The 20,765-nt window shown below is 38.3% G+C and carries 16 protein-coding genes; 1 reads left to right on the top strand and 15 read right to left on the bottom strand.

Annotation, left to right across the window (positions count from 1 at the left end; genetic code table 11):
- Window positions 1-74 precede the first annotated feature (74 nt).
- Window positions 75-674 carry a hypothetical protein gene (locus RCZ04_RS03235; RefSeq protein ID WP_460484521.1) on the top strand — a complete coding sequence of 200 codons (600 nt, stop codon included), beginning with the start codon at window positions 75-77 and terminating at the stop codon, window positions 672-674.
- A 49-nt stretch (window positions 675-723) separates the two neighbouring features.
- On the opposite strand, the gene RCZ04_RS03230 is transcribed toward RCZ04_RS03235, so the two are convergent.
- From RCZ04_RS03230 to RCZ04_RS03160, 15 genes are read right to left on the bottom strand one after another with little or no spacing between them, the layout of a single operon-like run.
- A complete protein-coding gene (locus RCZ04_RS03230; protein WP_460484520.1) occupies window positions 724-6,546 on the bottom strand; it encodes a toprim domain-containing protein in 5,823 nt (1,940 codons plus the stop codon).
- Window positions 6,547-6,556: 10 nt separating this feature from the next.
- Window positions 6,557-7,225 (bottom strand): hypothetical protein, encoded by a 669-nt coding sequence (locus RCZ04_RS03225; RefSeq protein WP_460484519.1) that lies wholly within the window; start codon window positions 7,223-7,225, stop codon window positions 6,557-6,559.
- Between the two features lie 14 nt (window positions 7,226-7,239).
- Window positions 7,240-9,198, bottom strand: a complete 1,959-nt coding sequence (locus RCZ04_RS03220; protein ID WP_460484518.1) for a hypothetical protein — start codon at window positions 9,196-9,198, stop codon at window positions 7,240-7,242.
- A gap of 18 nt (window positions 9,199-9,216) precedes the next feature.
- On the bottom strand, window positions 9,217-9,909 hold the full coding sequence (locus RCZ04_RS03215; RefSeq protein ID WP_460484517.1) for a hypothetical protein: 693 nt from the start codon (window positions 9,907-9,909) through the stop codon (window positions 9,217-9,219).
- A gap of 12 nt (window positions 9,910-9,921) precedes the next feature.
- Window positions 9,922-10,212: a hypothetical protein gene (locus RCZ04_RS03210; protein WP_460484516.1), complete on the bottom strand. Its 291-nt coding sequence runs from the start codon at window positions 10,210-10,212 to the stop codon at window positions 9,922-9,924.
- Window positions 10,209-12,341 carry a type IA DNA topoisomerase gene (locus RCZ04_RS03205; RefSeq protein ID WP_460484515.1) on the bottom strand — a complete coding sequence of 711 codons (2,133 nt, stop codon included), beginning with the start codon at window positions 12,339-12,341 and terminating at the stop codon, window positions 10,209-10,211. The genes RCZ04_RS03210 and RCZ04_RS03205 overlap by 4 nt, the downstream gene beginning before the upstream one ends.
- A gap of 6 nt (window positions 12,342-12,347) precedes the next feature.
- Window positions 12,348-12,548, bottom strand: coding sequence for a hypothetical protein (locus RCZ04_RS03200; RefSeq protein ID WP_002678111.1), 201 nt, complete (start codon window positions 12,546-12,548; stop codon window positions 12,348-12,350).
- 7 nt (window positions 12,549-12,555) lie between these two features.
- Window positions 12,556-13,362 carry a M23 family metallopeptidase gene (locus tag RCZ04_RS03195; RefSeq protein ID WP_460484514.1) on the bottom strand — a complete coding sequence of 269 codons (807 nt, stop codon included), beginning with the start codon at window positions 13,360-13,362 and terminating at the stop codon, window positions 12,556-12,558.
- A 35-nt stretch (window positions 13,363-13,397) separates the two neighbouring features.
- Window positions 13,398-15,392: a type IV secretion system DNA-binding domain-containing protein gene (locus RCZ04_RS03190; RefSeq protein WP_460484513.1), complete on the bottom strand. Its 1,995-nt coding sequence runs from the start codon at window positions 15,390-15,392 to the stop codon at window positions 13,398-13,400.
- Between the two features lie 32 nt (window positions 15,393-15,424).
- Window positions 15,425-16,306 carry a conjugative transposon protein TraN gene (traN, locus tag RCZ04_RS03185; protein WP_460484512.1) on the bottom strand — a complete coding sequence of 294 codons (882 nt, stop codon included), beginning with the start codon at window positions 16,304-16,306 and terminating at the stop codon, window positions 15,425-15,427.
- The gene (gene traM, locus RCZ04_RS03180) at window positions 16,296-17,519 is read right to left on the bottom strand and encodes a conjugative transposon protein TraM (RefSeq protein WP_460484511.1); all 1,224 of its coding nucleotides are present in this window, start codon (window positions 17,517-17,519) and stop codon (window positions 16,296-16,298) included. Before traM ends, traN begins: the two co-directional genes overlap by 11 nt.
- A complete protein-coding gene (locus tag RCZ04_RS03175; protein ID WP_311334405.1) occupies window positions 17,516-17,953 on the bottom strand; it encodes a hypothetical protein in 438 nt (145 codons plus the stop codon). The genes traM and RCZ04_RS03175 overlap by 4 nt, the downstream gene beginning before the upstream one ends.
- A 1-nt stretch (window position 17,954) precedes the next feature.
- Window positions 17,955-18,569, bottom strand: a complete 615-nt coding sequence (gene traK / locus RCZ04_RS03170) for a conjugative transposon protein TraK (RefSeq protein ID WP_009419764.1) — start codon at window positions 18,567-18,569, stop codon at window positions 17,955-17,957.
- 15 nt (window positions 18,570-18,584) lie between these two features.
- Complete coding sequence (locus RCZ04_RS03165) at window positions 18,585-19,916, bottom strand: hypothetical protein (protein WP_460484510.1); 1,332 nt, start codon at window positions 19,914-19,916, stop codon at window positions 18,585-18,587.
- A gap of 4 nt (window positions 19,917-19,920) precedes the next feature.
- Window positions 19,921-20,763, bottom strand: coding sequence for a hypothetical protein (locus RCZ04_RS03160; protein ID WP_460484509.1), 843 nt, complete (start codon window positions 20,761-20,763; stop codon window positions 19,921-19,923).
- Window positions 20,764-20,765: the final 2 nt, after the last annotated feature.

Genomic DNA, 20,765 nt, shown 5'->3' with positions numbered 1-20,765 from the left:
ATTTACTAATAAAATACGTACCTTTGCACAATCAAATTAGTAACTTAACATTAACATTTTAATACTTAACAACAATGGTAAAGAAAATATTTTTACTCACCTTTATGGCAATAGGAATGACTGCCTGCTCTAAGTCTGACGACACTCCTACTAATACTAATAATGGAGATAACAATAAGCTGCTAGGAACTTGGGTAGGTACAGTAGAAGTTATTGCAGAAAAACCTGCACAACAAAGTAAAGTATCAGAACTTTTTAAAAAATCGTATGGAGCTTTATTAGGTAGTCCTGAAAGTAACTATCAAACCTATGCAGTTAGAGTAGTTTTTAATGAAAAAAGGCTAAACATAACTAACAAGGAAGGTAAATATTCTTTTCAGGATATTGCATACTCAACTTTAGGCGACAAAATAGTTAATGAAGAAAATAAGTTGCCTTTAGCTACTTATTCTATTGAAAATAACAAATTATTAGCTGAAAATACTGATTTTTTCTATTTAGTAACAGATACTAACTTAGATAATTTAGAAAATGAAAAAGCAGAAGCATATCTAAAAGAATTTTCACAATTAGATACAACTGCTCCTGATTATCCAGAAAAGCTAATAGAATTACAATTAAAATATGGTTTAGCCTACAAGTATAAGTACAAGTACAATCTCGTACGCCAATAGATATAAAAACAGCCTCTGATAAGTAAGTCAGTTTATCAGGGGTATTTTATTATCGTTTAAAAGCTTTGTAAGTGCGCTGTTGCTCATCTTGAGATGTTTTATTTTCTGCAACCTTATTCTCAGACTTTTCAGCAGTTGGACGAAGTTTAAAGAATGTTTTATTCTCTTCAGCCCGTTCTTGCACAAAGTCTATTTGTGGGGCGTTGAGGCGCTCTTGCTTTTCTTGTTTGTACTGTGTAATAAGTCTTTCACGGATAATGGGTAATTCCTCATTGATTGCTTTGTCTATAGAGGCTATTTTATTTTCTACAATCTCTTGCTGATGTTGAAAATCGGCTATATTGACACCCTTTTTCGCCAGTTTTTCAATTACTTGCTCGATTTCTTTTTTAGCTCTTTCTACTTGTAGAGCTCTATATGGTAGTTTCTCTTTCCAATAATCATCTGTTTTAGCCCATTCCTTTACATCTTCATAGCTTTTTTTCTCTTTTAAATATTCATCATATACGTTAGTATAATCTTCGAATTTGCGAGAGATAAAACCTAAATCAGCAGCGTGTTTGGTTTTCTCATTCTCATAGCGTTTTTTCATCAACTCTACTTCAATTTCAGCACGTGTTTCGGGGTTGGTGATAATAGCGGTTTTGAGTTCTTGTGTATCTACATCAGACACATCAATGATGTTTGCCCCTTTTTTTATCGCCTCCATATAACGAGATTGCTTGGCTTGTAGTTTTTGTAACATAAATACATCAATACTATCATTAGTAAGCATATAGTTCATACGTACATTTTCCCATTTGTTGCCTTGTCGCCACATTCGTCCCTCTGTTTGTCGTAAAGAGGTAAAGTTGTAAGGTAGCGTTAAAAGGTACATATCGGTAGTGTTTTCCTGCAAGTTCATACCCTCTTGGATAGCTTCTGAGCCAATAACTATCTTTATCTTACCCGCATTGAATTTTTCTTGAATATCCAAACGTTGGTTTTTGTTGGTAGCCCCAGTGATGATACCTACTTCATCGGATTTATAGCCTACTTGGTCTACCAAATACTCTTTGAGACGAGGAAATTGTTGTACAGCTAACTCAGAATAGATGATTTGCCCCGCTTCGGGCTTGTCGGTTCTATTCTGACGAATTAAGTCCATTGTGGTTTTGAGTTTTGGAGAGTTCTCTATAAAATTTTTAGTACTTACTTTGTCTACATCACCTTCATAATTTTCAGAGAGGTAAGGAGAAAAAGCGATGAGTCTTGCATTGAGTATATGAGAAAGAATAGCCCCTTCTTCACTTTCGTCAAAAAGGAGGTTTAGGGTGTCGTATTCTTTTTTTGTAAACTCATTTTGTTCAATCTTGTATTCCTTATTGATACGGTTAGGGCGTACCAATTGCGGGTTGTCCTCTTCGCCTTTAATATCAATAAACTCGGATAAGAGTTGTTGAAATAGAGCGTTGTTCTTAAACCTGCGTACATTAGTTTTAAACTTTACATCACCTTTGGCATCAATTTCCATATCGTTGTCGGCTTCCATAAAGGTCTCAAAGAAGTTATTTACATTGAAATAGCCCGATTTTTCTAATCGCTGATTGGCAATAAGGGATAATACAGAATAATACTCTAACGGCTTGTTAGTGAAAGGAGTTGCAGAAAGTAAAGTAACATTACGCCCATCGTAATTTTCTTGTATATACTGAGAAGCTACCCAAGTGTTGAGTCCCAATTTTGAGGGGCGTTGGTTCTGACTGCGGAAATCGGAGGCAAAACGTTTGTCCTCGATACGTACCTTATCTATGATATGGTTGGCGTTGTGTACTTCATCAAAAGTAAGGTGGTCAAAACCAAAATCTTCCCAGTCGTATACCTTGCCTCGTTTCATTATTCCCTGCATTTTCTTTTCTTTTGCAATAGCTATTTCTATTTCACGCATTGTTTCATCGGAAACGCCTCCCGTAATAGGATTTTCTAAGCTATCAACATCTTTTTTATTGATATACGAGAATTTTTCAGCCAATCGTTGGGTAATTTCATCACTAAAGCCGATATTTTGAAACCCCTCGTAAGTTACTAAGGTTATTTCACTGTCTTTATTGTCAAAATGAGACAAATCGTAATCTTTACCAAGGTTGCCTAATACATTCACTTTGGCATTAGGAATAGCTTCAAAAATAGTTTCTACCCACTGTTTTAAGATACTATCATTAGGTACGACAATAAGAGGGCGTTTGGCATTGCCTCGCTCCATAGCCTCGTGCATAGAGAGCACTCCTGAAAGTGTCTTACCAAAACCTACTTCGTGGGCAAGTAGCCCTACTCCTTTGGTAGTAAGGCGACCGATACCCGCCCTCTGCACTTCTGTCAGCTTTAAAGGTTTGCCTTTGAAATTCTGATGTATCTTAGAAAACAATGGAAACTGAGAATAGTCAGGGATGTGGAGGTTATTGTATTTGCGGTTGAACTCGTTTACAAAACGCTCTTTAAGGTCATTAGGAAGTTCCTCACGCAGGAACTTTTGAAAGAGGTTATTAGCTATTTCTTTACGACGTTCTCGTATCAATGCATTACGCTCTTTATCATTACCAGTTACCATCTGGTTGTCTACAAATTCTATGACCTCCCAAGAAGAAGAAGGCTCAAGGGCTTGGCTTGGTAATTTTAAAACAAAGTCTTTGAACTTATCCGCTAAATTATAATCTACTTTGACCATATCATAGCGCCTCATATAGCTGTTATAGACCTCTTTTTCCACCTTTCCTAAGTCAAAATTATGTACAAACTCGTGATTAGGTGAAATGATAATATCTTCTAACTGTTTTTTAGGAGGTAAAACGCTTTGTAAGAGAGATTTTTGTTTGTTATATTGTGCTTTTAGTTTTTCATCATCTAATCTACCTGCAAAATCAACCGTTAGACGTTCTAATTTTTCGTAAATATCTCCTTCGGCATAGTAAAAATCGTGAATGTACTTTCCCTTGTAATAATTAGCATACTGGGCGTGTATTTCAGGATTGGCTATTTCGCCATTGTAATTGGTATCAGTAAAGGCTTTTACTTGCTCAGGAGTGATGTTATGACTATTCTGTAAAGCTGTATCTACCACGATATCATCTTTTACAAAATGATATTTGAGTGTCTTTTTGCTAATCTCTGGAGTGGATTGTACTTTGTACTCACCAGTATTTTCTATGGCTTGTTTTTTGCTTTTAGCAACAACTTCAATATCCGTTGCTTCTTGTGCCTTTTTAAATTTCGGGGTATGCTCTTGAATAATGCTATCCGCTTTCTTGCTAATATCCGAAAGTTCTTCTTTGGTAAATTTAGTATTTTTTCTATCGAGTTTTCTCAGTAAGGCAGCATAATTATCCCATTCAGTAATGACTGCTAATGATTTAAACTTGATATTCCTAAAGATATTAATTGCTTGTCCTACTTTTTCTTTAGCTTCAACAAGTAAATTGTTATACTCTTCATTAGGGACAGTAGTCACAACAACATCTTCTTCTTTTTCTGCAATAGGTTCTTTGGCAGGAGCACTCTCAAAAGTTGAAAACATATCAAGTTGTACCTCTCGTGTTGTTTGAGTTTGTTCAAGTTGTATGACTTTTTTTGTAGCAAACTCTTGTAGGCGTGTAAGGGCATCATCTAAGTTGCCTTTCACGTAGTCCTCCTCACGACCAAAGCGGTTTTTGCGCTGTAAAGTATTGCCTAATATCTGTTGAGGGTGTTCCTTAAAATAGTTGCTGATATCTTGGGTTTGCGCCTGACTATTCTTTTTGAGAATTACAATATCAGTACCTATATCGGTAGCTTTGAAAGCTCCGTTAGGCAGACGATACGCCTCATAGAGTTCAGCACCTGAGAGTTTATCCTGTCTATTGAGCCAACCTGAAGGGAGTACCATTGCAAGGGTAGCCCCTTCGTTCATTACATCGAGGGAACGTTTTACAAAATAATCTTCGTAGCGGGGGAGTTTAGTTTCTTCACCTAAACCTAAATAAAGTCCTCTGTGGCTACCATAAGGAGGATTTCCAATAACCAAATCGTACCGAGGGGTAAAGTCTTTTTTGGTACCATTGTCGGTAATAAATTCGGTTTCAAAGGAACGCAGCTTAATAGTAGCTTGGGGGTGCAGAAGTTTTGCTATTTTGGCAGTAGTTTCATTGATTTCAAAGGCGGTGATATTGGTTTTTAGTCCTAAATTATCAGTAGCGTGCAAGAAGTTACCCGTGCCTACACTGGGTTCTAATACATTGATGGACTGTTTACCTGTGAAGTTGTTTTTGATGAGGTTGCGTACGGCATTCACTAACTTTTCATCGGTGTAGTATTCATCTAATACACCACGATTGTCTTTAGTAATACCACCACTTTTATATTGGCTAATGGTGTCTTTTATCTCGTCAGTGATTTGTACCCCCTCTTTGAGCTGAATAGTATTATCATCAGCAACGAAAGTCAGCGAATTGACTAAGGTAGTTATTTCCTCATTGCTGACTTTCGTGCTGTTAGATTTGTTTAAAAGGGTAGGTCGTACAGAGTCTTTAGGTAATTGTTCGCCATCTCCTTGAGGTCGAGGTCGGTCTCCGTTTGGAATATCTCTTCCAGTGCTTCGGTGTTCTTCTGTTGAAAGAGGTCTTTGATTAGGTAGAATTTCTTGTTGTGCTCCAATGTTGCTGCCCATTTCGGGTCTTCCTGCTCGTCCTCCCAAATCGCTCCGCTCTGAGCTGCCAAGTCCATTTCCAGCATTGTTGCTGCCCACAGCTTGTCGGCTTGGGTGAGTTCCTTCTTGCTGGGATTGGCTTGACGAGAGAGGTTCTCTAAGGTTTGGTTCAAGTGGTTGCTCTCCCACCTGCTTAGGTGAGGATACTCTGTTGGGTTCAATTGTAGTGCTTCCATTTTGTGTCTGAATTTGTATGTTATTATCATTGGCAAATGTACGACTTTTATTTGGATTACGCAAGGAATTAAAGACTTTTAAATGAAAATCATTTAAGTCATTTATTTCACCTTTACCTATACCATATCTACCTCTTTCATCTACACTGTTTTTCAAACTGTTAAGTATGTTTTGTGTAGCATCATTACCTGCTTTGTCCCCATCTAAAAACAGATGTATTTTGCCTGTGTAGTTTTTAAATTGCTCAATAAAAGTACCCGTATTGGTAATGGAGTTCAGTACTACCAATGTACGGTCATTAGGTTTGCCGTTATCTTTAGCCATTTGCAGATAAGAAAACATATCGGTCATTCCCTCAAAGACGACTGTTTCGTTACGAGTACCAGAGATAATGCTTATATCACTTGCTCCTACTTTAGCTTTGATATAAGGATTACGTACATCGTAACCTCCCGATTGATTGCGCAAACCAATACCAAAATAATTTTTACCATCGTTATTGCGGTAATGTACTTGTTGAGCGTATTGCTGTAAAATTTCTTTTGAGATACCACGCCCTGCAAAATACTCTAACAATTTATCATTGTTAGGAATAGCTAATTGGGTAATTGTAGTTCTGGAGCTTTTCTCAATGTTATGCTGAGTGGAAGTAGCTATTTTATTTTCTGCATTTTTATTTTTGGCACTTTGGCTAATGGTAGTATTAGAAAAATCTTTCAGGAACTCGACAGCTTCTTTCCAAGTTTTCTTTTCAAGCTCCATTACAGCTTTAAAGATTTGTCCGCCTTTACCTGCCTTAAAGTCATAATAGCCTTTTTCGTTTACCGAAAACTTTTCACTATCCGTAAGGAAATAGTAATCTTGTCCGCGCTGACGATCGAATTTTACTCTACCTAATCTTTCAAGGTAGAAAAAATAATCAACTGCAGAAGTATTATTGACAATATTCTCAATATCTTGTGGTAATAATGTAGCCATATAGGTATTTCTATTTGCGTTTTTTGATAAAATCGTTAAATTCAAAGATGTTTTTAGCTTCGCTATCCCATTCCTTGCGAGGAAGGAGTTGCAGAGATATAAACACATCGTTTTGCTTGTTGTACAGGTCTATGCGTTCTATACGACCTCCGTACTCTTTGCCTTGCCTTTCATATAATTGATAAGGCAATATCGTATCGGTTTGATAAACATAATAGGTAGTGTAATTCTCAGGGGTGATTACCCTAAAGCGTTTGTATTGCTTTTTAAAAAGAATGGTATCATTAAGGTCTTTTCTGTAACCGTAATTCAGTAAGTGTTTTGATTTAAACACAGCCCCCTGTTCTTTTTTAGATTTCGGAATAGAGGGTGTTTTAGAGAGCGTGGAAAATATGAACTGTTGAGGATTTCTTTCGGTAATATCAAAAGCAAGCGTATCAGTAATGATAAATACTTTTTCAGTGATTTCAGGATAATCAGCATAAGGAACGAGCTCCACAATAGTATCGCCTTTGTAATTGAGTTTAGACACAACTACGCTTTTCATATCCTCTAAGCCTTTGGAGGCATTGAAATAGATGTTGGACACTATATCAATACCTCCTTTTTCAGCTTTTATCTCCTTTTTACCACAAGAAAAACACAATAATGCAGAAAATAAAAAGAGAGTTTTTTTCATTGTTAAGTTAGGTTTTATCGTGAAATACTGTGTTCAGGAACGTTGTTCTTTTGTTGAGACTGGGTAACTTCGGGCTTTACCAATTGGTTTTGAGTAGTAACCCTGTTCATCGCACTATCGTACAAATTGAGCATTTTCCACTGAGGATTTAACACAGCAAAACCTTGTATTTGTTTGTTTTCGTGTTGAAAATTTACCTGAGTGATATTGCCTTTTTCCAAGTGTTTTTTAGTGCGTTCTCTCTCTGTATCATTGGCAAAGGTTAAGTTAGACTTTTGCATAATGCTGTCTACATCCACACCGTAAGCTTTTTGATTATACCACTCGTACTTGTAGTTACCATAGTCAGTCTTAGGCTCTTTCATATTGAGTTTGATAAAGCTCTCGGTGCGTGACAATTCTCCCGTTTCCTTGTCTACTACATCGTGCTCCATTTTTACAGAACGCCCCTCAAGGAGGTTAATCGCTTCTTTGGCGGTAATACTATTTTCTTTCTGCACCTTAAAGGTTTGAGAGCGTTCCTCCCCTTTTTTGGTAGTGAGATTAGCACGGTAAGAATTTAGGAACACGCCCCCTTGCTCGGTTTTATTGATGTTTAAGTCAAAGGTAGCCGTGTTGCCTTTCATTAGGCGGTCGGGGTGATTGTATTCGGCACGAACGGTAATTTTAGCTTCGGGCGATAGTATAGCGTTTTCTAAGTCCTTGTGTAGTTTACTATCTTCGCCTAAACCAAGATATTTTACTTGGTTTTTAAGGTAGTTCAATTGAGTAAATTGTTGCTCTGACAGTTGAGTACTTGGTTGTGCTTGTTGCTGTTGTTGAGTAACCTCTACAAGTCTTCCTTCTTTAAGACCACTTTCTAAAGCTAACTTGCTCCAATGGTACTCTTGGTTGCCTGCGTACACACCTACGGGTTTCATTGTTAGTTCATCACTACCATCAGGGTGAGCATTTTTGTCAATCTTAACAACTTCTAAAACAGAATTACTTTCTTTGAGTTGAAATCTCTGACCTATGCTTACATCGTTTGTTTGAGCTGTTGATTGATTAACATTTTGATTTTGTTGCTGTTCAATGTTGTTAGGTTTTGCAAACTTGTACTGCCCGCTACTTATGACCTCCTCTAATTTTGACCTATACCAAGGGATTTCTACTCCCATTCCAATGGAGGGGTCTTTTAGAATGACCATATCTTGGCCGTTTTTGTCTTTAGCAAATCTTGCTACTTCAAAAACATCCTCTTTGTAATGGAGTTTTTGTCCTACTTGTAAATCAATTGTAGGTTGTTGATTTAGTTCTTTTTGTTCTGTTGTTTCCATTTGTTTTACAGTGTTAAAAAAGTTATTGATTTTGTTTTCTAAATTCTCTTTTTCGTCCTTTGATAATGGTTTCTCAAAGACTTCTTCAATAGAATTTGCCCCTTCTCTCACAGCATTTTTTTCTACAAATTCTCTCTCTTGAGGAGAAAATGAGAGGTATACTTGCTTAAGTCTGTCCGTTTCAGTACCATTTCCCCAAGCTAAATCGTCTATAAAGTCATTAAGTAAGGAGGTGTTTAAGGACTTTTTAGTTGTTTCTACAGCTTTCAACCTCTCTTCATTGAGAAGTCTCACAATATCAGACTTGTAAACGGTAACTTCTCTATCGGAATCAGTACCTCTCAGATAGATTTTAGGGTCGGTTTGCTGACGAATGCTATACACTTCTAAAGTTTCGTCGTAATCTTTAGAATAGAATTGCTGACCGATGTTAATCTGCAAGTTTTGCTTTCTAAGGTTATCAACTATTTTGAGAAGTTCTTTTTTAGCTTTTCTCTCTTCTCCCTCTTCAAAGCCTCTAACTTCCATTTCGTAATAATCTCCCTTAGTTCCATCGAAGTTATGAATGTCAAACTTGCTTGTTGGGTTTTCAAATACTTGTCTTACTTCTTCTAAAGTAACATCGTCTTTACTTACTTTTATATAAACTGCCATAATTTTGTATTTTTGATGTTATCTTCTAAAGCCACGATGGCGTTGCTGTTCTTGCTCTTGCTGTTCTTCACGGTGACGATTAGCATCTTGGTAGAGGTCATCGTCATTGACATCTAAACGGAGTTTAGACTGCTGTTGCTTTTGTGATTGGTTTTCATTAGGCGTAGTATCGTCTATGGTACTGATGGTCTTGGATACAATGTTTAGATTATTGGTGATTTCTTTGCCAATCTCAGGGAACTTCTCAATCTTATCCTGCAAATAACCTTTGAGTTTGAGAAGCTCATTTTTAAAACGGTTACTTTCTTGGATATCTTTTTTTTCTGCAACCACTTGTGCGATTTTCTCAGTATCCTTGAGAAGGTCATACTCAGTTACTTCTTGCGTTCTTTGGTCGTAGATAAAGGCTTTTTTCTCAATATCTATGGACTTACTATTGGTGAGTTCGTTAAGCAGGCTATAGACAATTTCCTTTTGGCTTTGTTTTACAATCTCGTCAATGGTTTTGTCGCGCTGATAGATATTCACATTTAAACGGGTGTTGTTATCCGTTAGGAGGAAAATTAAACGGTCTTTGCCGTTGTCGGCAATCATTGCGTGTCCTTTAAGGAAGTTTTCAATATCCTTGTTGGACAGTTTCTTAGAGAAAGTATTATCTTCACTCATAATACCATACTCTTTAAGGTCAGATGTGGGTAATTGTTCGTTCATATTGTTACTGATTTATTTGTTTTTAAATTTGCTTAACTGTTTCACCATTTTGATTAATTCAGGAGCTAATAGCCCTATACATACTCCCAACATTAGATTAACAGGAGCTATACATTTTTTAATAAGAATAGCTAACTCATTAGCCATTTGAGCTTCTTTAGAGGTAATGAGAGTCGAATCATCGATAGATTGTAAAGTTTCTATTACCAAACTATTAAAATCAACTACTGATACAACAATTCCTATAAAAAGCAATAGTAGTATAACGTTGCAAATAATTTCTAATTTCTGTTGTTTTGTCATTTCTTCTTATTGTTTTTAAATTCAAAATCTACTTTATAATTTTTAAGTACTAAGTACGCTTCAAAGTCTTTACCCACTTTGCTTTTAAAGCCTTTTAGCAGACTTGTTTTGCCTTTGGCAACAAGGTCGGCTACTTGCTTTGCGGTGATGGTTTTATGGGCTACCTCTTTCCAAATGGTAAAGTCGCAACCGTTTTTGTAGTTGGTGCAGCCAAAGGCTTTTTTACCCTCCACGATTTGCCCTTGTTTACATTTGGGACAAGTTCCCAAGGTTGGACGTTCCACCTTAACAGTAGCCTCAATGCTAAAGATGTTATATACCATATTCTGCACGTATTGCAATAAGTTATTGTAATACTGTGTTACTAATAACTTTCCTTCTGTTATCTGCTTTAGTTGATACTCAAGGCGGGCGGTTTGGGCTACATTCACCACTTCTAAATCTTTGATAGCATTGTAAAACTGTAGTCCCAACTCTGTAGGCAAATACTTGTTCTTCTGTAAGGTGATAAACTGTCTTTTTTGAATAAGCGTATCAAGTATGCCAGGGCGAGTACCTTTGGTACCGATTTGCAGACCTTTCAACTCAAACTGACTTGAAAGCTCCTTGTGTACTTCGGGCGATTGTTCTTGTAGGAACTTGTCCAAGTTACATAAATCATCGGTAAGGGTTGCAGGTGTGTATATAGCGGGAGGTCTGCTCTCAATTTCACGAACGTTTTTCGCCTCGATAGCGACCGCGTCGCCCTGCCTGTAAGGCAGATCCAAAACAGTAATTTTTTCATCGTCTGCTTCACTCTCTTCATCAGTAGCTGCTGTTTTATTTTTAGGCGTGTAACGCTCCCAACCTGCATATAACAGTTTGTTAGTATTGGTTTTAAAAGGCGTTCCTTGATTGTCAAAAAGATATATGCCTTTTTCATATTGAGAGCTCTCGGAAAAGCTTTCTAAACAGCGATATAGGATAAGTTCAAATACACGGTGTTCCTGCTCGGCTAAACTTTCTAAACCATTGGTGTAACCTGTAGGTATTAAAGCATCGTGTGAACCTGTTATTTTACTATCATCTACCGATTTTGGCTTGCTCATAAAAGCAAAGTCAGTAACGCCTAAAAAATCTCTACACAAACCGACAAAGAACTTTTGGAGGTTGTAATACCCTTCTTCAGTGATATAAGGGTCTTCAGTACGCGGGTAGGACAAATATTTACCTTCATACAGCTTTTGAGCAGACGCCAACACTTGGTCGGGCGTGTACTTATAGAGTTTGTTAGCTACAATCGTCAAACTGTCCAATGTATGCAATAGAGGCGGGTTTTTAGACACTTTTTTCACCTCGTGAGATACAAAGCTATGAGCGGGCAAAAGTCCGTTAAAAACGGTTTGAGCTTGTTCTTTGCTCTCATATATGGGGCTCTCGGTCGTATAGGTAGTACCATTGTAAGAATGATTGGTGATAATCTTGTAAGTATAGGTTTTTTCGTGCCCCTTATTCTTGATGTATCTATCGCAAATAATCTTTAAAATAGTACTCTGTACGCGTCCTATCGATAGCAATTTCCCTTGTCCTAATTGTAGGGTGGCTGCTTGGGTGGCGTTTACGCCAATGAGCCAATCGGTAAAAGCACGAGCATAGCCACTTTTACAAAGGTTTTCCAAAAATGGGTCACCCTGCTTGTAGATAGGGTGGGCAAAGGCTTCACGAATATTTTCATCAACTAATGCCGATACCCACACACGAATAAAGGGTTTCTTGCACTTAAAATAGTTGTAGATGTACCTAAAAATAAGCTCTCCCTCGCGGTCGGAGTCAGTAGCAACAATGATATTACCGATTTCAGGACTGTTCAGTAAGCTGCCTAACTTATTGAGTTGGGCTTGTCGGTTCTCCTCTTTCTTAGGTTCGTACTTATAATCTTTTATCTGCAGAAGCAGTGGCAAATAGGATTTATCCCATTTTCCTTCTCCTCGATAGGCGGTATCTTCAGCAAGTTCTAACAAGTGTCCAGCTGCACAAGAAAGGATAGTATCGCCTTTCTCGTAATGGTCTCCTTTGAGGGTAAAACCTAATGCGCGGGCGTACTCACGCATTTGTGTTGATTTTTCGGCTATGATTAGGGTTTTAAGCATAATCAATTATTTTATAGAGTTTCTTTTGTAGATAAAATCACGTAAATGATACATTATATCTACATATACATCTCTTGCGTCTATTTCTCCTTCTGTAGAGATAAAACCATTAGGGCGCATTGATTTTAGATATCCCAATAGATTTTTTACGGCATCTAACGCCTCTTGCTTAAGATTGTCTAAATATTCTTTTTGTTCTTCGTTCATAGTTTTGTTATTTTAGAGATATTAAATTGTTAAGAAATGTTACAGGGTTGATATATTCATTATTCTGCTTTACAGAAAAGTGCAAATGAGGTGCTGTTGAGAGTCCAGTATTACCGCTTTTACCAATAATAAACCCCGCTTTTACAGATTCCCCTTGCTGGTAATAGACTTCGGAGAGGTGACAGTAGGTTGTTTCAAAATTCTGATGTTTGACTTTGATATATACGCCTCCGCCTTTGCTATCCCAGCCTACTGCGCTAATTACCCCGTCTAAAACAGCGTATATGTGTTGGTAGTTAGCCCGTAAATCAATGCCGTTGTGCATACGCTCTTGCTTTAGAATGGGGTGGAAACGCTCTCCAAAATGAGAGGTAACGTGCAATTCTCCCTTCAGAGGCAGAGAGAGCCGTACGACTTCTTTGGTAGGAGTAGGTTGCTCATTGTCCTGCTGTTTGGTATGTGCTTCAGTCACTGCCTTTTTAGCAAGGGATAAGATGATAGAATCTTGCACCTGTTTGAGGATATTAGGTGCGGTAGGTTGTGATTGACAGATAAGTGTCTTCAGCGAATCTACCTCTTTGCGAAGGGCTGCCTTTTCACTGCGAAACAATCGCTTCCACACGCCACTGCTTTTTTTTTCTGCACTTACATTGCTATTACTTAGCTCATTATTCTCTACTACTCTAAATTTTTGGTACTCTTTTTCGGGAGCTACTTTTGGGGTGAGTGTATTGAATTGTGCATAGGTGCTACCTATTGCAGAAAAGAAAAGGTATAGGGCTATTGTTTTGATATGTTTTTTATTGGGTTGCATTTTTCAGGTGTTAGGTCTTAGGGTTTAGGTGTCAGTTAGGCTACTGCTTCTTTTATTTCTCTAATCATCATTTCAACTTCTTTGTTGATACGGCGGAAATTGGTCATAAGGATTTCATTTTTGCGGTCGTTGCCTGCACTGTCTTTGAATGAATAGTAGGTAGGCATTTTCACGTAATTTGCTTCCTCGTGTTTGATAGCTTTCATATCAAGGTTGATTTTACCTGAAATAGCTGATGTTTTAAACTCTTCGGTGGCGTTGTCCTCGCCTTGTACGACCATACCTACCATTTCACCTGTGCGTTGTCCTGCAATCTTGCCCGCGGGTATCATTACATCCATCTTCTCGCTGATGGTCATATTGGTACCTTGGTTGGAGATAGATTCCGAGTAGCTTTTTTGTTTGATTTTACCAAAGAGCTTTTCAAGCCAATCAAGGGTACCCTTGTCTCGCACGGCTCCTGAGAGGATATTCCCCATAATAGCTGAAATGGTTTCGGCTACTTCTTTTTTGTAGAATTGGCGCAATTGCGGTTGTTCCTGCAAACCGAGCATTACCGCTACTTGATTACTACGTGCAGTAGCTACGAGGTTGTCTATCTTGTGAATGTAGATAGTAGGAAACTCATCGGCAATAAGTCCGCTGTAGAGATTGCCTTTGTCGTTTATCTGACTTATTACCCTATTGAGTACCGCTGAATAAAGGGCTGAGTTAATATCCTGCGTGCGCGGATTGGAGGCGAGAATGAGGATAGAGGGATTTTCAGGGTCGGATATTTTAAGTTGCACTTCGTCGCCACTGAATACCCAAAAACTCTCTTTAGTAGCCAAACGCGATAAGAAAATCTTAATCGTTCCTATCTGTCCTTCGAGCTGGTCGAAGGCTTTATTTTCATAAGCTGATTTGAAAGGCGACATAAGCGATACTAACTCTTCATTGGTAAAGAGAGTGTCGAATATTTCTTGGTAACTGCGATTCATAAAGGCGAGTATATGAGGAAGGTCGGAATACTTACCATTCTCATAAGTAGCAAAGTAATAGATAGTAGAAGCGAGGAAGTTCACCGCTGACTGAGTAAAGAACTGTTCAGAGCCTCCTCCGCCTGAACCTCCTCCTTTTTGCAAAGCACTCACCATAGATTCAGCCATTTCTTGTGCTTGTGCCAAGGTGTTGATGTACTCTTTTTTGAATGGATTGACTCTTCGGGAGTACTCCACCTCATCGAGGTTCACCACGTGAAATTGATGCTTGTAGTTAGGGTCGGTTTTCTTTTTTAGCAAGTGGTGGTAATAGGCGATTTCACCTAAGCTTGGAAATTTAAAGTCATATATACAGAGACAAAAACCTTTGCTCACTAACTGACGAATAGCGGGGTTAATCACCCCAAAGGATTTACCCGAGCCAGGGACTCCTATTACCATTGAACCACGAAAGGGATCTATATTTATCCACCCTTGGTGCGTTTGTTTTTTGTAACGGAACTTGTAAGGGATGTTTACTGAGGTAGGAGTTTCCACAAGTTCCCTATTTTGGTCGAAACTCTCCTCTTCAGTATTCCAGCGGTCTTTATCCATTTTTGTTTGCATTAGTTTAGAAATACTATCAGCTCCCTTTTGGGTGATCATCGCTCCTGCATACGAGAGCAAGAGGTAACCTAATTGATAGCCATTAAGGTAAGGCACTATATAGGGCAAATTGGGATTACCTGCGCCCCATACAAGAGCTAATGATCCAATAATCATTATCAGCCCTACAGAGATAGGCAAAAAGATTTCTTTGGTTGCATCCAAGTCGCGTTTCTTTTTAGCACGTGTACCAATGGCGACCAAGGCGATTAACACGAGGGTGCTCAGTTTGGCATTGATAGGAGGAAAGAACACTCCCATTTTAGCAAAGCTTTGTAAGATATTGGACAGCACAGGTATTTCTGCATTCTGAAAGAAAAGAATCAGACAGTCCAAGGTAACGACTCCATAGACCATTTTTTGGAAGAAGTCGTATATCTTAATTTGATTTTGTTGTTCTTGCATACTCATAGGTTTCAGGTGTTAGGGGTTAGGTTTTAGAATGTATCAGCTTGGAGTACATCGGAGTAATTGACTTTCATATCAATCACGCGTCCTGAGATTTGCTCCTCGATAAGGCGTATTTTTAGTATTTTGCTATTGGGGAAGGTAAACTTCTCAAACACGAAAATATTGCGGTAGTTCTTGCGTATTTTAGTCTGATTATTTAGCGCATACAAAGGCGTTAGCAAGATACTTTGGTTATTGGTGGCTTTGTAAATTTTCTTGTCCTCGATACTGAATTTCATAGTGTCAATATTGCAAGGTAAATTAGTTAGGTTCTCAATACTGATGTCTAAGAAGATGTAATCATCTAATACATAAACGTTATTCAGTAGCATTCTGAGCTTTAGATTCTTTTTCTTGCGAATAGGCTTTTTGATTTTCTTTGCTTGGATATCCATCGCAAAGCGTTTGAGCTCGTAATTAGAGTACTTAAACTTAGGAAACTCCAACGGTTGCATATCTTCGGCTTTGATGTGGATATTAGAAGCTAACCAGTTGTGTTCTTGCTCTTGGTAGATAGCGCGGTATTGCGCCAAAAACGACTGCCCTACCACGGTGATAATACCGATGTCCGTTCCTGAGCGGAGTTGCTTTTTTTGAGTTGCATTCTCCATTAAATCATCTCCGTTCTGCTCTACTTTGATACGGGCGATATTCTCGGAAGGTAAATCACCTATAAGGAGATTTGTAGAGAGGTCTACAAACTGAATAGGTTCGGGGGCGATGATGTGGATATTCACTTCTTTGCCCATAAAGATAATGGGGAGGTCATCTACGTTGATTTGATTGACAAGGGTTTGTGCTTGTACTTGTCCTCCCCAAACAATGGCAAATAACGCTATAGAGAGTTTTGTAATGATGTTATTCTTCATTTTTGTTTAAATCTTGTTCGTTAATTAAATAGATGTAAGAGTTGTACTTGAGTTTTACTTTGTTCTTGCGAATGATAGCAGCTACAGCTTCGGAGGTAGAGCGGAATAGATTGGAGGCAAGGCTAGTAAAGAATCCTTGGCCTGTTTCTACATTTACCCCTTGTACGGAGTTCGCTCCTAACTCTCGAATCATTTCTCTAAAGGCACTCGCAGGCACGTATAGCCCCTTGAGTCCGTCCATATCGTAAATGGAAAGATTGATAGGGTAAATCTCATTGTTGGTCATTACTGATACGATACTCAGGTAAACGCGCTGTTGAGAAAACCCTGCAATCTCAGCGTATAGAAAACTGCCTTTTCTCACTAACCTCTTCTGCTTTTTACCGATGAAAATATCCTCCAATAGGCGTATGCGAATACGACTACCTAAATAGCCTTTGATATTCTCATCAATTACTGCTTTGATGTTGTTACCCTCTTTCTCTTTAGAGATGTGATTGAAATTACCCAAGTTATTTGCTTTGGTTACCTCTAATGTACGATTGAGAAAGGCATCGCGTTTCTCTTTATTAGCTTTCAAACGCTCTGATGCTGCTCTTTGTCGCACTGCTTCGGGGTCTTTGGATTTTTCCAATGAATCTAAGAACAACATTTGTTCGCGCAAGCCTTTTACTGGGTCGTACTCTTTCTCCTCTTTTTCTTGTTTTGCAGTTGCTGTAGGCTGTTGCGACTCGTTAAGCATACGTATCATTTCCTTGGAACGCTCGTAATCTTTATCGTCTTGCGATTGTTGTGATTGCGATGAAGACTGAGAAAAACCACTATTGTTAGGGTGGTAATAGGTGTTATCACCTATTTTGGTTACTTTGCTATTAGCGTTGCGCTTGCGTTCGTACTCCAAGGAGTCTAAGTAACGTTTTTGCGCGTCATTTAGATTGTCGGAATAATTGTAAAGACTATCACTTTCCTTCTCAAAGTCTTGAATCATAGAGCGGCTGTCGTTCGTATTCTCAAACATCTTGTCGTACGCATCGTTTTTGTTCATTATGGGCGTTTCCACCTTTCCTAAAGAGGTACTCAGGTCTTTCTGAGCTTGTTCCTTTTTATCGTCTTTGCCAAATAGGTCTATTACTTGATAGCCTATGAAACACACAAAAGGCAAAGCAATGAGAGGAAAGATATACTTGGGTTGCTTGAAGTTGATTTTTTTCATTGCTGACTTTGGTTTTGTAGGGTTTGATACTGCTGATATAAAAACTCAATTCTAAGGCTATCAGAAGGGGTGAGCTCTCCTAATTCGCGTTTGGCTTTATATCCCTTTAGTTCCTCAGTAATGTTTTGCATTTGCTCTTGTCTGTTCTCGTTTTGCCTGATAATTTTGCTACTTTGCTCATAAAGCATTGGTATCATACCATTTTTAGCTTGCTGAGACAAACGTATATCCCAAATAGTACTTCCTATAAACGACAGCACTAAGAAAGTCATCGCATAGAAATAAAACTTTTTAGGATTGGCATACAACCATTTACCTACTGAGGTTTCTTTAAATCTCTCTTTGAGTCTTTCTTTGAGCTTTTTATTAGGTTGCTGTTCTTGTTCCTCTGTTTGAGGCTCTATTGAGGTGTTTTGTTCTACTTCTTTTTCCATTCTAATAGCTGTATTTTTGTTTGACAGATAGTTCTGTATTATCTAAGATATTCCAGTTTTCTAACAGCACTCCGTGTGCATTGTTAGGCGTTCTCGGTATATCCCTAAAAGTACCTTGTGTAATGAGCTTTCGTATGATAAGGCTTGTCTTTCTATTAATCATCTGTGTACCATAGTACATAAACCTTTTGCTGTTCAAATCAATATTGATAGAGTCTGTTTGTATGGACACGGTTGCATTAGAGGAGATGATTTGGTTATACCAACCTTTTTCGGTTAAGTTACTTCGCTCTTTCTTTGCTGAATCATCCATAAGGTAGAGTGCTTTATCAATATTCTTATTGATATACTCATCATCAGGAGCTAAGGTGAAAAATAAGCGGTGAAAAAGTTCCACTTGTGCCTTGTACTCTACGGGGCGATTTAGGAGTTCATCAGTTTGTTTGACCAGCACAGGTACTCCGTTGTCTAAGATATAGATAGATTTTCGAGAGTCCTGTACAATTTTGTAGGAATAGCTAAACCCTACAATCACGATAACAATAGCAAATATCACGGTAGCTATAGCCATTGTTTTATTGATTTTGATACGTTTTTCTATGTTTTTTACTATCATTGTGAATTGAATTTGTTATCTAGATTTAGGTACGTCAGGCATTCTGTTGATATTCTTACTAACAACATCAAAAGTACTATTTGCCACTGAGTTTTTCACGCTATTTGCTAGAGAACGTCCTGCGTTTACAGTACCTCCTACAGCCTTACCACCTGCTGAAACTGCACTAGTTGCTTTGCTCGCAGCTCCTTTGGCTTTGGTCATTATGCTAGCTCCTCCAGCTGAAACCACTGAGTCGGCAATAGTAGGTGTCATTAGTACGGCTAATCCAGTTATTACATAGCCTACGCAAGGGAAAATCACAGAGTTCATCATTCCACTATAGGTGGTATATGCCATTAGAAGTCCTTGATTGATTACATTGCCATTAGCATCAACTATCGTTGAAAGACGTGTAATATCCATAGTGTAGCCTGCCATTATAATCTGTTGCCCTATATTGATAATCGTATAGGCTATAAAAGTGTATAGATTGATATTGATAAACTTAGAAATCCAGTTCGTAAGCGAACTTTCAAAACCTGGTATGAGCGACATCCCAACGGCTATAGGCCCTAAAACTATCAGTATATACGACCATACCTTTTGTATAAAGAAGATGAGATAGACCCCCACCCTTAAAATCATTAAACATACTAACTCAATAGCTTCTCCTATGATTTTTTGCATTTTGTAATTGAGTCTTTCCAATCCATCTTCAATAGGAGCTGTAAGTTTATCCCATTGGTCGCCAAAAGCTTCTCCTACATCACCATTACCTACTTTTGTCCAAAAGTCCTGTCTTTTAGCCATAAGAGCTGCTCTTTCTTTGATAGTAGCATCTAATACTTGCATTTGTTTGGTATAGCGAGTTGTCCGAAGATTATTAGTTGTCTTCTCTATCTCTTGGAAAACTCCCTTGGGCATTTCAGCAAGTTTTAGAAAAGGATATTGTACCATTTGGGTGAAAGGTACCCAGTAGATGAGTATAAGTCCTATGATAACGGGTTTAATCATTGGCTCTACGTCCCATTCGGCACTTCCGCTTTGCATTCTAAAACCTATGATTGAAAAGTAAATAAGCATTCCGAGTGCTCCAATAGCTTTTCCCAGTATAGAGGCTTGGTAGGCGTAACTTTCTATAAAAGTATCCAAGTGCGTAAAAGCTTCCATAAACCACTCTTCAAAGTCGCCACTACCTTTCATAAACTTTACGGTTTTATCTCCTTGCTCCATACTAGGTGGTGGCGGGCCTATTATAGATGAGCCCGCCCCTGAATAAGGAGGTCTGGGTTGTGCTAAAGAAGCAGGAGTTGCCAATATAAAGAGCAAACTTGCTATAATGATTGTAATTTTCTTTAAGTTCATATACTTAGAATTTATGTTTGTATTGTCGCATTATACTTTCCATTATTTGTACATCTTCAACATAAGGAGTTATTTCATCGGTAGCTTTATAAGAATCATTGAGGAGTCGTTCCGTTTCTAAAAACCACTGATTGATGTTCCCCGTGTTCTGTAGCATACGTTTAAATTCTCGCCAGCCTATCAGTGCTTTGTGATACATTAAAAATCGCTTGCCTCGTGGCATATCCAATGTAGTTGCCTTTTCGTAAATTCCTTTGATGATGTCTAACTTCTCTTGCAAAGGCTGTAATTGTCCTGTGCGTTTAGCATTCTCAAACGCTTTTTCATCTTTAAAACCCCATTGTGAATAAGTCTCAGGTCTGTCAGGAAAATTTTTAAGAGGGGTGAGCATTCTTTTATAGTACAACAAGAATAATGGGTCGGCTTTGACGGTTAAGGATGTCCAATGTGCCATATCACTGAGACTGCGTTTATAAATACTATCTACGTGTTTTTTGATGGTTTCAGCTTCTCTTTGCATTACCATAGCTTTGAGCTGCCGTTGTGTCTCTAAGCCTGTAGCACTGAGCGGACGGATATCCTCACCGTCCATATAACGGTGGTTATACTTGCGCCCGTTGTAAGAAAGCCATCCCCATACCATTGAATGGTTCTTGCTCAATTGAGGGCCTACCTTTATCCCGAATATTTTTTTGTACTGTGCTTCGGGCTTAAAATCTCCCCACTGCTGAAATACCTGCCGTTTTTCTTGTGCATTGAGGGCTTCATCTCTTACTTTGGTAATTTTATACTGAGCAGAGACCACAGTAGAAGCTAATAGACACACATAAAGAATAGTTTGTTTCATTG

Source organism: Capnocytophaga sp. HP1101, assembly GCF_054772415.1.
This window is presented reverse-complemented; position numbering and strand designations above follow the sequence as displayed.